The sequence below is a fragment of the Guptibacillus algicola genome, from assembly GCF_020171805.1.
Taxonomy (GTDB): domain Bacteria; phylum Bacillota; class Bacilli; order Bacillales; family Guptibacillaceae; genus Guptibacillus; species Guptibacillus algicola.
Window position 1 is genome coordinate 190,292 of record NZ_JAIVAF010000003.1, and the last position, 14,137, is coordinate 204,428.

13 protein-coding genes are annotated in these 14,137 nt (G+C 45.5%); 12 read left to right on the forward strand and 1 reads right to left on the reverse strand.

Features of this window, described 5'->3' with window-relative positions; translation table 11 throughout:
• The first annotated feature begins 36 nt into the window (after nt 1-36).
• Nucleotides 37-1,281 (forward strand): nickel pincer cofactor-dependent isomerase, group 22, encoded by a 1,245-nt coding sequence (locus LCM09_RS08350; protein WP_224880560.1) that lies wholly within the window; start codon nt 37-39, stop codon nt 1,279-1,281.
• Nucleotides 1,282-1,365: 84 nt separating this feature from the next.
• Complete coding sequence (locus LCM09_RS08355; RefSeq protein WP_224882878.1) at nt 1,366-1,977, forward strand: urease accessory protein UreH domain-containing protein; 612 nt, start codon at nt 1,366-1,368, stop codon at nt 1,975-1,977.
• Between the two features lie 57 nt (nt 1,978-2,034).
• Here the strand turns inward: LCM09_RS08355 and LCM09_RS08360 are convergent, their stop codons facing one another.
• The gene (locus LCM09_RS08360; RefSeq protein ID WP_224880562.1) at nt 2,035-3,120 is read right to left on the reverse strand and encodes a CdaR family transcriptional regulator; all 1,086 of its coding nucleotides are present in this window, start codon (nt 3,118-3,120) and stop codon (nt 2,035-2,037) included.
• Between the two features lie 144 nt (nt 3,121-3,264).
• Here LCM09_RS08360 and LCM09_RS08365 point away from each other — a divergent pair, with 144 nt between their 5' ends.
• From LCM09_RS08365 to LCM09_RS08410, 10 genes are all read left to right on the forward strand, one after another.
• Complete coding sequence (locus tag LCM09_RS08365) at nt 3,265-4,428, forward strand: glycerate kinase (RefSeq protein WP_224880564.1); 1,164 nt, start codon at nt 3,265-3,267, stop codon at nt 4,426-4,428.
• Nucleotides 4,425-5,546, forward strand: a complete 1,122-nt coding sequence (locus tag LCM09_RS08370; RefSeq protein WP_224880566.1) for a 2-keto-3-deoxygluconate permease — start codon at nt 4,425-4,427, stop codon at nt 5,544-5,546. The genes LCM09_RS08365 and LCM09_RS08370 overlap by 4 nt, the downstream gene beginning before the upstream one ends.
• An 84-nt stretch (nt 5,547-5,630) precedes the next feature.
• Nucleotides 5,631-6,893 (forward strand): nickel-dependent lactate racemase, encoded by a 1,263-nt coding sequence (gene larA, locus LCM09_RS08375; protein WP_224880568.1) that lies wholly within the window; start codon nt 5,631-5,633, stop codon nt 6,891-6,893.
• Between the two features lie 210 nt (nt 6,894-7,103).
• The gene (locus LCM09_RS08380; RefSeq protein WP_224882879.1) at nt 7,104-7,829 is read left to right on the forward strand and encodes a GntR family transcriptional regulator; all 726 of its coding nucleotides are present in this window, start codon (nt 7,104-7,106) and stop codon (nt 7,827-7,829) included.
• Nucleotides 7,830-7,895: 66 nt separating this feature from the next.
• The gene (locus LCM09_RS08385) at nt 7,896-8,537 is read left to right on the forward strand and encodes an ECF transporter S component (RefSeq protein WP_224880570.1); all 642 of its coding nucleotides are present in this window, start codon (nt 7,896-7,898) and stop codon (nt 8,535-8,537) included.
• Complete coding sequence (locus tag LCM09_RS08390; RefSeq protein ID WP_224880572.1) at nt 8,515-10,251, forward strand: ABC transporter ATP-binding protein; 1,737 nt, start codon at nt 8,515-8,517, stop codon at nt 10,249-10,251. Before LCM09_RS08385 ends, LCM09_RS08390 begins: the two co-directional genes overlap by 23 nt.
• Nucleotides 10,248-11,018, forward strand: a complete 771-nt coding sequence (locus tag LCM09_RS08395; protein WP_224880575.1) for an energy-coupling factor transporter transmembrane component T family protein — start codon at nt 10,248-10,250, stop codon at nt 11,016-11,018. Before LCM09_RS08390 ends, LCM09_RS08395 begins: the two co-directional genes overlap by 4 nt.
• Before the next feature lie 16 nt (nt 11,019-11,034).
• On the forward strand, nt 11,035-11,826 hold the full coding sequence (locus LCM09_RS08400; RefSeq protein WP_224880576.1) for a 2-phosphosulfolactate phosphatase: 792 nt from the start codon (nt 11,035-11,037) through the stop codon (nt 11,824-11,826).
• Nucleotides 11,823-12,674, forward strand: a complete 852-nt coding sequence (locus LCM09_RS08405) for a nucleoside phosphorylase (protein ID WP_224880577.1) — start codon at nt 11,823-11,825, stop codon at nt 12,672-12,674. The genes LCM09_RS08400 and LCM09_RS08405 overlap by 4 nt, the downstream gene beginning before the upstream one ends.
• Before the next feature lie 14 nt (nt 12,675-12,688).
• Nucleotides 12,689-14,137: an NAD-dependent succinate-semialdehyde dehydrogenase gene (locus tag LCM09_RS08410; protein WP_318246501.1), complete on the forward strand. Its 1,449-nt coding sequence runs from the start codon at nt 12,689-12,691 to the stop codon at nt 14,135-14,137.

The window sequence follows — 14,137 nt, forward strand, 5'->3', positions numbered from 1 at the left end:
CTTGCTATGCTCGTTACAATAAGGAGTGGATTTAAAATGGCATTTCCAAAAGTTGCGAAGATCAGGCAAACGTTTGACGTTAAAAGCATTCCAGACGTTTCAAAAGTCATCGAGGATCAGTTTTCAACGATCGAAGCAAATCAGAAAATAAAGCCAGGAATGGAAATTGCGATTACCGTCGGAAGTCGTGGCATCGCCAACATAGCGACACTTGTAAAAGGAATTGCGGATGAAGTAAAGAAGCGAGGGGCGACACCTTTTATCATCCCAGCGATGGGAAGTCACGGCGGAGCTACAGCTGAAGGTCAGGTAGAAGTGTTAGACGGACTCGGGGTGACGGAGGCGTCGACAGGCTGTGAAATTCGGTCTTCGATGGACGTTGTTGAAATAGGAAAAACTTCTGTTGGGATTCCCGTCTATATCGATCAGCATGCCCATCAGGCGGATGGAATTATCGTCATGAACCGGGTGAAGCCTCATACCGATTTTAAGAAAGATATTGAAAGTGGCGTACTTAAGATGGCTTCGATTGGAATGGGGAAACACAAGCAGGCGCTCGCCCTACATACACACGGTATCAAAGGTATACGTGACATGATGCCTGAAGTAGGTCAAGTTGCAATTCAAAATTCGAATACACTTTATGGAGTAGCAATCGTTGAGAATGCTCATGAAGATACGGCGATCATAGAAGTCATGGAACCTGAGAATATTCTTGAAGAGGAAAGAAAGCTTCTGACAAGGGCGTTCGAGTTCATACCCAGCTTACCTGTAGATGACATCGACATCCTCGTCGTCGATGAAATCGGTAAAAACTATAGCGGGACGGGAATGGATACGAATATCATCGGTCGCATACGTGTGCTTGGTGTGGAAGAACCCGAACTTCCTCGTGTGAAATATTTGATCGCATCGAACTTAAGTGAAGCGAGCCACGGAAACGCGCTTGGAATCGGGCTTGCTGACTTAACGACGAAAAGGCTTTATGAGAAGATTGATATGAAAGCGATGAATGAGAACGTCATAACGAGTACGTTCCTTGATCGAGCAAAAATTCCGATAGTGCTTGAAAACGATCAAGAGGCATTAAAAGCTGCTCTTCGGGCGACGTGGGGAGTAGAAGATGAAGAAGCGAGAATCGTTCGAATTCCGAACACGCTCCATATTGGTGAGATGTTTGTATCAGAGGTGATCTACCACGAGTTGAAAGATCTTAATCATATTGAAGTTGTGGATGAACCACGTGAAATGGTGTTTGATGAAAACGGATATTTTGTATAGGATGTAAAGGAACAGTTGTAGGTAGAGTTGCCTGGTACAGGGCATCTACCTTTTTCTATTGAACTTGAAGAAAAGAGGGGACTTATGGTCAGTAGCTTAACTTCGGTATTATTAGTTGGACTTATCCTTGGTATTAAACATGCGATCGAACCGGACCATGTGATCGCGGTTTCGACCGTTGCTAGCAATACAAAAAAATGGTGGCGTTCTTCTTTTGCCGGTATCTTTTGGGGAATCGGTCATACGGCTACACTCTTTATCGTCGGTATAATGGTAATTGCTTTGAAAGGCACGATTCCTGAGGGCTGGTCACTTTGGATGGAGGTAATCGTCGGTGTGATGCTCGTTTACCTTGGGTTTAAGAGTATGATCGTCGCGAGAAAAGAGAAGGTAGGTCAAGTAAACGATAAACGATCTCCGTACTTGAAGTCTGTTGTGATCGGGAGTATCCATGGATTAGCGGGAAGCGGTGCGCTCGTTCTTCTTACGATTTCTTCCGTCGATCACATATGGGAAGGTGCTCTGTATATACTTGTATTCGGGCTCGGGACCGTGATCGGAATGCTCTTTTTCACGACGGTTCTTGCGATTCCATTTTTGTTAAGTAAATCGAAAAGCTTCCATTATAACCTGACGCGGTTCGCCGGTCTTGTGAGCGTCCTGTTTGGGGTTTATTACATGTATAGCGTGTGGTAGAGCTAGTACAAAAAAGCATCTGTTCGACAGGTGCTTTTTCTATGCGCGTACCATTGTTTAATCACGACTCTCTGGCATCCACAGCGCCATCTGAAGAGTCAGCGCAGCTCTAAATTCCCTGGGGTCGTAGCCAGTATCTTTCGTAATTTTATTCAATCGATACACGAGCGTATTACGATGGATGAACATAGCCTCAGATGTTTGTTGAATGTTAAGGTTGTTTTCAAAAAAGGTTGTTAACGTACTTGCATACTTTGCAACTGTGTTGGTGACGATTCTTTCTCGAAACCGAACGGCTTCTGCTGAATTTGTTTGATGAAGAAGCGCCTGGGGCTCGACATCTGCAAAGAAAATGAGTTGTTGATCGATGACAATTTCGAGTGCAAGCTTACAGTCCTGATAGGCTTGGCTAAAGTCATTAAACGTATTTATCACATTACTGACAGCAACACGGTATTGAAGAGAGAGGCGGTTCAGTTCTGAGGAGATATAGTTGAGAAGTTTTTTTGATCGATCTTCTCTGGTTCCACACAGGCCAATAAATAACGTGTTCACATTGATGAATCCAATAAGTGCATCGTTATGCGAGATGGACCGTTCTATTCTTTGAATCAGCTCATGGTTCGGGATAGAGCGATTGCTTATTTGAACGATTAGAATTGTGTAGGGAGAAGGTAGTTTCAGTTCTATTAATTCCATACCGCGCTCAATCTGCTCGTATGAAGGAACTGACCTCAAGAGTTCCTCGATAATCATCTCTTTTGTTCGCTGCTTCCACTCTAGTTGCCGCGCGATAAATTCTTGCTTGATCATAAGTTCCGTCGTCATTTTTACTAGACCACCAACATCGTTCATCTCATCAGGATTACCAGTTATACCGATGACACCAACAACTTGATTTTGAAATGAGATCGGGAGGTTGAGCCCGGGGTGGGTTCCACGCCATTTACCGTCATCGTTCTTGTAAACAGCTAAAGGCTCTTTTGTCTTCAGCACTTCGAGGGCACCTTCGTGGATCTGATCCATTCTTTCTGCATCTCCTGAACCGATAATGACGCCTTTTTCATTCATGATATTCACGTTACGGTTCAGGCGAAGCGAGGTCTCGGTGACAATCGTTTTCGCTATTTCTCTCGTTAACATGTGATGGTGGGCCCCCTTTTAGTTAATATTGACAAACTATTTAGATAAATCTGCATCTTTTTTATACATTATAGCCAACGCATTCATTCGTCAAGGAACGTATAATTGGTTGTAAGATGAAAGCGTTTTCTGGGAGGTGCAGGCATGAAAATTGTTATTGCTCCTGACTCCTTTAAAGGGAGTTTATCAGCCGTTGAATCGGCAGAAGCAATTGAGAGGGGAGTGAAAAAGGCACTTCCCGAAAGCGACACGACGTTGGTTCCGATTGCGGATGGCGGAGAAGGAACGTTAGAGACGTTGGTCGTTGCTACGGGCGGATTTACAAGAAGCGTTTCAGTGATGGGACCACTCGGTGATGAAGTTGAAGCTATGTACGGCATTCTTGGTGACGGTGAAACGTGTGTGATTGAGATGGCGAGTGCTTCAGGCATCGGACTCGTGCCGAAGGGGGATTTAAATCCTTTTCTTACGACGACGTACGGTACAGGAGAACTGATTGCTGAAGCACTAGATGAAGGGTATCGAAAATTCATTCTGGCGATTGGGGGCTCTGCGACGAACGATGGCGGAGCAGGAATGCTACAGGCTTTGGGGGTTCGTCTTTTAAACGAAAGTGGAGGACCAGTTGGTATGGGAGGCGGTAGTCTTACGAATATACGAAGTATCGATCTAACAGGATTCGATCAGAGGATTTCAAGCAGCACGTTTCTCATCGCTTCAGATGTTGAAAATCCACTGATCGGTCCGTCTGGCGCTTCATATGTATTCGGTCCTCAAAAAGGTGCGAGTCCTGAAGGTGTGAAGGTGTTAGATCGGCACTTGGAACACTGGGCTGATGTAGTAGAGCATACAACAGGCGTTTCCCTTCATGACAAGCGAGGGGCAGGTGCTGCTGGAGGGATCGGTGGTGCGTTTCAGGCGTTCTTTCCTTCAAAAATGGAACGAGGGATCGATGTAGTGATCAGATATACAAATTTAGAGGGAAAACTTGTCGGGGCTGATCTTGTCGTCACAGGTGAAGGACGAGTCGATTCACAAACCGCTTCTGGAAAAACACCGATGGGGGTCGCGCAAGCAGCCAATGACCTTGGAATTCCGACAGTTGTAATGGCGGGTTCTGTGGGAGACGGCATCAATGCTCTTTACCCTTATGGCGTAATAGGTGTACATAGTATGTTGAACCGGCCGATGACGTTAGAAGTAGCGATGAAGGAAGCGTCAGCGTTATTAGAAAGTAGTACAGAACAAGTCGTGCGATCTTTTTTCCATAGTCACGTTCATAACAAACAAGGAGGTCTTGTTTTATGAGAATTAAGCAGACGATTGAAAAAGTACCTGGTGGTTTGATGGTTGTCCCATTGATGTTTGGTGCCCTTATCAACACGATTGACCAGATGCATCTTCCTTTTATTATGAATGCATTAAAAGCGCTTGGCGTTTCCCCAACTGAGGAAGGATTCTACGAAATGCTTCGTATCGGTGGCTTCTCAGAAGCACTGTTTAAAAACGGTGCGCTTGTGTTGATCGCGTTATTCCTATTCTCGGCAGGTAGTCAGATGAATTTACGGATCGGTGGAGCAGCTCTGAAAAAAGGTGTGTTATTAACAACGACGAAATACTTAACAGGACTATCCGTTGGTTTATTATTCGGTTATTTCTTCGATCCGATGTCAGGGTTATTCGGGCTATCGACACTTGCGATTATTGCAGGGATGACGAACGGAAATGGTGGTATGTACGCAGCATTAACAAGTCAGTATGGTAACCGTTCTGATGTTGGTGCGGTCGCGATTCTTTCTTTGAATGATGGCCCTTTTCTAACGCTCCTCGCGCTAGGGTTATTAGGATCTAGTTTCCCGATCATCGCATTTATCGCAGTTCTGTTACCAATTGCGATCGGAATGCTTTTTGGAAACCTCGATAGTGAGATTAGAGAGTTCCTAAAGCCAGGTGAGATTCTACCCGTACCATTCTTTGCGTTCGCCCTAGGAGCAGGAATGAACCTTGCTAACTTCTTTAATCCAGAAGTCGTAGCTGCAGGTCTAACAATCGGTGTTCTTACGACTGTTCTAACAGGAGGAACAGGAATCCTAGTTTTCAAATTGTTTAAAGAAAAAAGCTACATCGCACCGATTTCTGAAGCTTCAACAGCTGGAAACGCAGCAGCTACACCAGCGGCTATTGCGGCAGCTGCATCAGTTTCAGCTGGATCAGGTATGATGTCAGCAGGAGAAGCGGCGTCATTTCAGAGCATCGCAGCTGTGGCTACAGCACAAATTTCCATCGCAACCCTTACGACAGCGATACTATGTCCAATCGCCGTGATTCTAGTGGACCGTTATCAACGTAATAAAGGAATCGATGGAACAGTTGAACAAACTGAACAGAGAAGAGCTAATGAAAGTAAAGCAGTAGAATCTGCTTAGTTCTCGCTGACTGAGATTTTCCTATTGAACAAAGGGTGAAAAACGAAACAATAGAGAATTGCACTTGAAAGAGAGGGATTCAACTTGGAAACAACATTACTGTATGGGAAAGAAAATCTGTCCATTCAATTACCAGAAGATGCATTCGTAGTCGAACCAAAAAACCTCCAGCAACTGAAGGATGAAAAGAATGGTATCAAAGAAGCACTCAACAATCCCATCGGCACACCTCCTCTCAAAGAGAAGGTAGATGAGTCCGATACAGTCGCGATTGTGATCAGCGATATTACGCGACCTACGCCGAATCACATTCTTGTACCGCTCTTGATTGAAGAGCTCAGTCACGTACCGCTCGAAAACTTCGTGATCATTAATGGGACTGGAACACACCGCGATCAGACTCGAGAAGAGTTCATCGGGATGCTAGGGGAGTGGGTCGTGGATAACATCCGGATCGTGAATAACCAGTGTCACGACAAAGAGACGCTTGTGAACCTTGGTGAAAGTAAGTTTGGGTGCGATGTTTATTTGAACAAAGAGTATGTGAACGCGGACTTTAAGATCGTGACAGGGTTCATCGAGCCTCACTTCTTTGCAGGGTTTTCAGGTGGGCCGAAGGGAATTATGCCTGGAATCGCTGGAATCGAAACGATCATGACGTTTCATAATGCGCGGATGATAGGTGATCCACTCGCGACATGGGGCAACATGACTAATAATCCCGTACAAGATATGACGAGAGAAATCAATGCCATGTGTAAGGCGGATTTCATGCTGAACGTGACGCTCAACAAAGAGAAAGAGATTACGGAAGTTTTCGCTGGTGAGCTGTACGAAGCACATGACCGGGGCTGTGCGTATGCGAAAGAGCATGCGATGGTGAAATGCGACGAGCGGTTTGATGTCGTGATCACGTCGAATTCTGGTTATCCACTCGATCAAAACTTGTATCAGGCGGTTAAAGGAATGAGTGCGGCGCACAAGATCGTGAAAAAGGGTGGCGCTATTCTCGTCGCTTCAGAATGTTCAGATGGACTTCCAGGTCACGGAAATTTCGCGAAAATTTTTGAGATGGCCAATAGTCCTGAGGAATTACTTGAGATGATCAACAATCCGGAATTCAAGATGTTCGATCAGTGGCAGGTACAGAAACAAGCAGTCATCCAGACGTGGGCGGACGTTCATGTGTATTCTCTGCTTAGTGATGAAGAAGTTACAGGCGCAATGTTGAAACCGATGGCAAGCATTGAAGGTACGATAGAGAAACTAAAAGAGGTAATGGGGGAAGATCTCACGGTTGCCGTACTGCCGTTAGGACCGTTAACGATCCCATATGTTGAAGAATGACTCCCTGTTGGGAGCATTCTTTTTTTATGTGTCTATTTGACCGTGTCATTTTATCTATTTGTACTTAAAAGTAATCCTTACGAACTACTTTTCTAAATAATCTAAATATTTTAACAAAAGGTGTTGTGATTGTTAGAATAGTGTGATTATAATACTTGTAGGACGACCGACGTAGGAGGTTGTTCCAATTTACAAAAAGTGGTGATTTTGATGAAATTGGCAACCAGATCGTTATATCTTCAGGCCAGAGACATGATTTTTGATTTAATCAATGACAATTTAGAACCGATGGACAAGATCCCTTCCGAGCAAAAGCTATCGAAAGAGTTGGGAGTTAGTCGAAATACAATTCGTGAAGCAATTCGAACATTAGAACAAGAAGGCTTCTTATTCAGTAGACAAGGTGTCGGAACGTTCGTGATCGGATCGAAAAACAGCTTGAAAACAAACATTTCAACGCTAGAGAGTTCGACGAACATCATCAAAGCACACGGCTACAACCCAGGAACGGTGAACGTTCATTCGTCCGTTCAATCCGTTTCACCTGAAATGAAGAAGACTCTCTCATTAAACGAAGATGAAGAAAAGATTTTCTACATCGAACGTGTACGTACGGCGAACAACGATCCTGTCGTCTATGTAGAAGATTATGTGCCATACCGATTAGGGATGGAAAATGAATACCAAGAGATTTATTACGAATCTCTCCTCGACTTCTTAGAGAATTTTGACCTCAACGTATCCTTCTCAGTTTGTTCCATCAAAGCAGTCATCAGTGACGACAAAATCGCATCCAAGCTTGAACTAAAAGAACAATGCGCACTTCTCCTTCTAAAGCAAACACACTATTCCAATACTGGACAACCTGTCTTATATTCCGACAGTTACTATTTAAGCGACAATTTCGAATTCAATGCCATTAGAAAAAGAGGATAAAGGGGGGTTACATAGTCCATCGATGTCTGTCAGGAAGGGTCATTTACTAAAAGGGAGGAAAATGAAATGAGTAAAGTAGTACAAGCTGTTTCAACTAGCCGAAAAATGAAAGGGCTTACAACGGTCGATATCGTGTTGATGGCAATCCTCGCCATCGTAAACGGAGTTGCCATGACGTACCTTGCCATGTTAAATCAGCTTCTTACTGCACTAGGTGGACCGGTTCTCACATCGATCACGTTAGGTCTTTATAGTATCTCTGGTGTTCTTGCAGCGTATATCATTCGAAAGCCTGGAGCAGCCTTCTTCACGCTAACACTCGCTGGAGTTGTTCAGATCATCTCAGGAAATCCGAACGGACTGATTTCCATGACGGCAGCGATGACGGACGGACTTGGTGTTGAGCTAGGGTTCATGATGTTTCGCTACAAGCGTTGGGACTGGATCAGTACTGGTGTTGCTGGACTTCTTGCTGTACCGCTTTGGTTCATCATCGCTGCTTTCTGGTTCGGTTATTACAAGTGGGGCATGACGATTCTACTCATCGCATTCGCCGTTCGTTGTCTAAGTGGCGTAATCCTCTCAGGCTGGTTGAGTAAAATGATCGGTGACTTGCTAGTTCGTACGGATATCTTGAAAGGGTTCAGTATTCATAAACAGCAGAAGAAGAAGGGAGTAGATGTGGATGAAACCCATCATTCAGCTTAAAGACGTAACTTACATTTATGAAGATGAGACTGAGCCAGTCTTAAAAGACTGCTCTCTTGAAATCAATGAAGGTGAGTTCGTCTTGATCGTAGGGCCGAGTGGTTGCGGTAAGAGTACACTCTGTCAGACGTTCAATGGGATTATTCCGAACGTAATGGAAGGGAGAATCGGTGGAGAGATCAACGTGGATCAGAAGAACGTACTCGAACTCGATTTGAAAGATTTATCTACGAGTATGGGACTTGTTTTCCAAGACCCTGACGCTCAGCTTTGTAACATCTATGTAGAAGATGAAGTTGCGTTTGCTCCCGAGAACTTGAAGGTCGATCCTGTTGAAATCCGGGGTCGAATCCAGGATTGCCTCGATAAAGTAGGGATGACCGGATTTGAAAATCGTAAAGTGTTCGAGCTATCTGGTGGGCAAAAGCAAAAAGTTGGTATCGCTTCGGTTCTCGCGATGGAGCCACAAATCTTAGTGCTCGATAATGCGACGGCAAACCTTGATCCGCAGGCGACAAAAGATATTTTCGATCTCCTTCAGGTGCTACATAAGGAGTTCGGTCATACGATCATCGTTGTCGAAAACAAGATCGATGACATCATGCATCTCGTCGATCGAGTCGTTGTGATGGAAGATGGGACGATCATTCAATCTGGTACGCCGCAGGAAGTGTTGGAATCGTCGATCGATCAACTAACCGACATGGGTGTATGGGTGCCAGAGATATCTGAACTCGCGATTCAACTGAAAGACAGAGGAATGACGTTCAATCGCTTCCCGATTTCTGTTGAGGATGCCGCTCAAGAGCTTGAAGGAAGATGGAGGTCTGAAGCCCCAATCCTCCCTTCAAACGATGTAACGCAATTGCAGCCCGAGGCTCTCAAGGTGAAGGACCTCGATTACTATTATCCTAACGGTACCCAAGCTTTGAAGGATGTAAACTTCTCAATCAAAAAAGGAGACTTTGTGACAATCCTCGGGACGAATGGCTCCGGTAAGACAACGCTCGTGAAGCATTTGATGGGCATCATCCGTCCGCCGAAAGGCAAGGTTTTCTTGAAAGGAAACGATACGTTCAAGCGTGATCTTCTCTCGATGACAGATGATATTGGATACGTGTTCCAGAATCCTGAACATCAATTCGTGGCGGACAATGTGTTTGAGGAAGCGATCTATAGCTTAAAGGTAAAACACGGCATCGAGAGCGATGATGAACTACCAGATGAGATTAAAGAGCAAGGTGTACGAGCGCTCATGGACGTGAATCTTCTCGACCAAAAAGACAAGCATCCATTCATGCTGAGTGGTGGTGAAAAGAGACGACTAAGTGTCATTGCGTCCCTTATTCTAGGTCAGGATATCGTCATCCTTGATGAGCCGACCACTGGTCAAGATTATGCAAGTGCGACGAAGCTATTAGAGCTTTGTAAAGATCTCCAAGCACAAGGCAAGACGGTGATCATGATCACGCACGACATTCGCCTCGTGTGTAAGTGGGCCGATTCAGCACTTGTCATGCACCAAGGTGAACTGATCTATGACGGCGATGTGAAACGACTGTTCATGAATGAGGATGTGTTGACGAAAGCGTCACTGATCGAACCACCGATCTCACTTCTCGCAAAGCGATTAGTTCCATCTTTAAGAGATGAAGCAGTGATCACGATTGAAGACTTTCTACAAACCGAAGAGAGGGTGAAACAAGTCCTATGAGCTTAGCATTCCAATTCTATGAGAAGAAGTCGTTCATGCACTCTCTTGATCCCGTGACGAAGCTCGTGTGGATGGTGTGTATCTCGATCCTCGTATTTATTTACGAGACGGCCATTCCTCAGCTTCTATTATTCGCAGCGATTCTCACGGTCGCGCTGATCTTTGCAAAATTAAGTCTTGGGTTCGTGTTTCGAGGAATTTGGATCATGCTGTTGTTCAGTATTGGCTTCTTCGTTTTACAGGTGATCCTTGTTCCGGGTGAAACACTGCTTTATAACCTGGGGCCCATCGCGATTTATGCCGAGTCGCTTGATTTCGCGCTAGCGATTACGATTCGCATTCTAACCATTTTCACAACATCACTCATCTTCGTTGCAACGAGTGATCCCCGGGATATCGTAATCTCTTTAACACAAAAGATGAAGGTTCCTTATCGCTATGCGTATTCGATCTTCGTTGCTTTACGCTTCGTACCGACGCTTGAACAAGAAGCGAAAGTCATCGAAGCGGCACAAACGATTCGAGGCGTAGGAAAGCAAAAAGGGTTGAAGAACAAAGCTGAGAACTTGAAGCGGTTTACGCTACCCCTTCTAATGGGAGCAATCCGAAGAGTTCGGACGACCGCGAACACGATGGAAGCGAAAGGATACGGAGCTTACCAGGACCGGACGTATATCCGGACGATCAACTACAACGTGAAAGGCATCACATTCGGCGTTGCCTGGTGCGCCCTCACGGTTACCTTACTATCCATGAAATTACTATGAAGGGGGAGATCTATGGATGGATGATAATGAGATGAAGTTTGAAGTCGCATACATGCCAAAAGAAGTGAAGGAAGATGTTCCTCAAGTATGTGTCCTCGTCGATGTGCTAAGAGCAACGACGGCGATGATAACCATGCTTGACCAGGGATGTTCAGAGATCATGTTAACAGATGATGAAAAACGAACAGTAAATGAAGTCGGAGTCGATCAGGACACGCTCATCTGTGCAGAAGATGTATACGGCAATGTGTCTGAGCATGCACAGTTCAGTCCGTCGCTGATCTCGATCAATTCGATGGATTTAAAGGATAAGCGGGTCATTCTAAAAACAACGAATGGCACGCTTGCCGGATTCACGCTTTGGAATTCTGGTAACCAGCATGTACTTGTCGGTTCACTCAGAAATGCAAAAGCGGTGATGGATAAGGCCGTTAAGATGGCGGACGAGCTTGGAGTAGGGGTCATCATCGTCTGTGCTGGTCGTGAGAACGGTCAGATCGCGGCACTTGATGATGCCTACACAGCAGGGATCTTACTAGAGTATGGAAAGCGAGCAGCGGAAACGTTGAACCGCGTCCCACTCGTGAAGGATTCTGGCAAAATCAGCAGTCATCTTTTAGAAAGGTATCCAGGCACTGTCGAAGCATTCGAGGATTCTGGTAGTGGTGAAACGATGAGACGAATCGGATGCAAAGAAGATATCAAACTATGTTCCGTAGAAAACTTATCAGACTTAGCCCCTGTTCTTGAGTTCACTGGAAACAGCTCTATTGTAGTTAAAAATTTAAAAGAGGTGGTTTACAAATGACAAATTGGAAATCAAACGCATCGAAACCGGTAATGGACGAAGGCCTACAATATCACATCCGTTGTAAAGAAGGCGACGTTGAGAAGTACGTGTTGCTACCAGGTGACCCTGATCGTGTCGATATGATCGGTGATGAATGGACCGAATCTCGTAAAATCGCAAACTATCGTGAGCACCGTACGTTCAGTGGAAAAGTTGGTGAAGTCGGGATAACAGCGTGTTCAACAGGAGCTGGTGGTGGATCGACGGCAAGTGCATTTGAAGAACTAGCCGCTTTAGGTGGCGATACGTTCTTACGAGTTGGTACAACTGCAGCGATTCAGGAACACATCGATCCAGGCGATATCATCATTTCTTCAGGTGCCGTTCGACACGATGGAACGAGCCAGTTCTACGTAGACGATCGCTACCCGGCAAGCGCACATTATGAAGCGACTTCAGCTCTCGTAGAAGCTGCAGAGCGACTCGGTTATACATACCACGTAGGTGTTTCGTGTTCAACGGCATCCTGGTATTGCGGACAAGGACGAACAGGGTTGAATGGTTATGAACAATCCTTCTTCAAAGATAAAGTAGCGGATCTAAACAAGGCTGGCGTCATGAACTTTGAAATGGAAGCAGCGACGATCTTCACGCTTGCTGGATTATACGGCTTACGAGCTGGATCTGTTTGTACGGTTGTTGCGAATCGAATTCGTGATGAATTCTCGTACGGTGGTGTTGAGAAGAGTATCCGTGTTGCGAATTTAGCTGTTCAAATTTTAGCTGAATGGGATCAACTGAAAAAGGAACGTAAGAAGGACTACTGGTTCCCGTCTATGACAGAAGGCACAACAGTAAAAGGTTAAGGAGGAATACGATTATGATCGAAGTCGATACAACCAAAGGGATGTTCATCAACGGTGAATGGGTGACATCAGAATCAAAGCTTGAAGTATTTAATCCTGCGACAAGAGAAAAGATTACTGAGATTCCTTCAGGCGGGTCGAAGGAAGCGAAGCTCGCGATCGCGTCCGCTGAAGAAGCGTTCGAACCATGGGCAGAGTTAACGGCAAGGGAACGATCGACTTACCTTTATAAAGCGTATCACCTTATGCTCGAGCGAAAGGAAAAGTTAGCACGACTCCTAACTGAAGAGCAGGGGAAGCCGCTTAAGGAAGCGCGCGGAGAAATTGAGTTTGCGGCAAGCTTCCTCCTCTGGTACGCAGAAGAAGCGAACCGTGTGTACGGTGAGATGATTCCATCTTCGAAGAAAAACAAACGTCTCTGGGTCGTACCAAAAGCGATCGGTGTGGTGGCAGCGATCACGCCGTGGAATTTCCCAGCTGGCATGATCACGAGAAAAGTCGGTCCAGCTCTTGCTGCTGGGTGTACGGTCGTGTTGAAACCAGCGGAACAAACGCCGCTTACAGCGATTGAAATCGTGAAGATCTTTGAAGAAGTTGGCTTGCCGAAGGGTGTATTAAACATCGTTGTTGGTGATGCAGCTGAGATTGGAAAAGAGATCATGGATAGTTCATCAGTAAGACTCGTCACGTTCACGGGATCGACTGAAGTTGGAAAGCTTTTGATGGAAAATAGTGCTCAGACGGTGAAAAAGCTTGCGCTTGAGCTCGGTGGTCATGCACCGCTCATCGTGTTTGAAGATGCAGATCTCGATCTCGCTGTCGATCAAGCGATCGCAAGTAAATATCGAAACTGCGGTCAGACGTGTATTTGTACGAACAGACTCTACGTGCATTCGAGCGTACGCGATGTGTTCGTCGAGAAGCTCGAAAAGAAAGTACGCGAACTACAGGTCGGAGATGGAAGCGATGAATCTGTTGATGTAGGACCACTCATCGATAACAGTGGCCTCGATAAAGTGAAATATCAAGTGGAAGACGCGTTATTGAAAGGTGCGATGCTTCTGACTGGCGGTAAGCAGTGGGAAGGTCCAGGCGGGTATTTCTTTGAACCTACCATTCTATCGAACGTAACGAACGACATGAAGATCATGTCAGAAGAAACGTTCGGACCAGTCGTTCCAATCCAGACGTTCGACCGCGATGAAGATGCAGTGGCAGCTGCGAATGATACCGACTATGGTCTCGCTTCATTCCTTTTCACAAACAGCTTGAACAGAGCGATCAAGGTGATGGAGAAGCTCGATTACGGCATCATCGGGATCAACGATGTGTTCCCTGGTACAGCAGAAGCGCCGTTCGGTGGAATTAAGGAATCCGGTCTAGGAAAAGAGGGTGGCCATGAAGGAATCAAAGAATATCTTGAGATGAAGTACGTGTCAGTCGCCCTTTCAGACAAGCTGTAA

What these genes read in the sequence shown, in the direction of transcription:
- LCM09_RS08390 (WP_224880572.1), top strand. Translation starts at nt 8,515, where the DNA reads ATGAAACCCATCATTCAGCTTAAAGACGTAACTTACATTTATGAAGAT.
- LCM09_RS08350 (WP_224880560.1), top strand. Translation starts at nt 37, where the DNA reads ATGGCATTTCCAAAAGTTGCGAAGATCAGGCAAACGTTTGACGTTAAA.
- LCM09_RS08360 (WP_224880562.1), bottom strand. Translation starts at nt 3,120, where the DNA reads ATGTTAACGAGAGAAATAGCGAAAACGATTGTCACCGAGACCTCGCTT.
- LCM09_RS08370 (WP_224880566.1), top strand. Translation starts at nt 4,425, where the DNA reads ATGAGAATTAAGCAGACGATTGAAAAAGTACCTGGTGGTTTGATGGTT.
- LCM09_RS08355 (WP_224882878.1), top strand. Translation starts at nt 1,366, where the DNA reads ATGGTCAGTAGCTTAACTTCGGTATTATTAGTTGGACTTATCCTTGGT.
- LCM09_RS08410 (WP_318246501.1), top strand. Translation starts at nt 12,689, where the DNA reads ATGATCGAAGTCGATACAACCAAAGGGATGTTCATCAACGGTGAATGG.
- LCM09_RS08380 (WP_224882879.1), top strand. Translation starts at nt 7,104, where the DNA reads ATGAAATTGGCAACCAGATCGTTATATCTTCAGGCCAGAGACATGATT.
- LCM09_RS08395 (WP_224880575.1), top strand. Translation starts at nt 10,248, where the DNA reads ATGAGCTTAGCATTCCAATTCTATGAGAAGAAGTCGTTCATGCACTCT.
- LCM09_RS08405 (WP_224880577.1), top strand. Translation starts at nt 11,823, where the DNA reads ATGACAAATTGGAAATCAAACGCATCGAAACCGGTAATGGACGAAGGC.
- LCM09_RS08400 (WP_224880576.1), top strand. Translation starts at nt 11,035, where the DNA reads ATGGATGATAATGAGATGAAGTTTGAAGTCGCATACATGCCAAAAGAA.
- LCM09_RS08385 (WP_224880570.1), top strand. Translation starts at nt 7,896, where the DNA reads ATGAGTAAAGTAGTACAAGCTGTTTCAACTAGCCGAAAAATGAAAGGG.
- LCM09_RS08365 (WP_224880564.1), top strand. Translation starts at nt 3,265, where the DNA reads ATGAAAATTGTTATTGCTCCTGACTCCTTTAAAGGGAGTTTATCAGCC.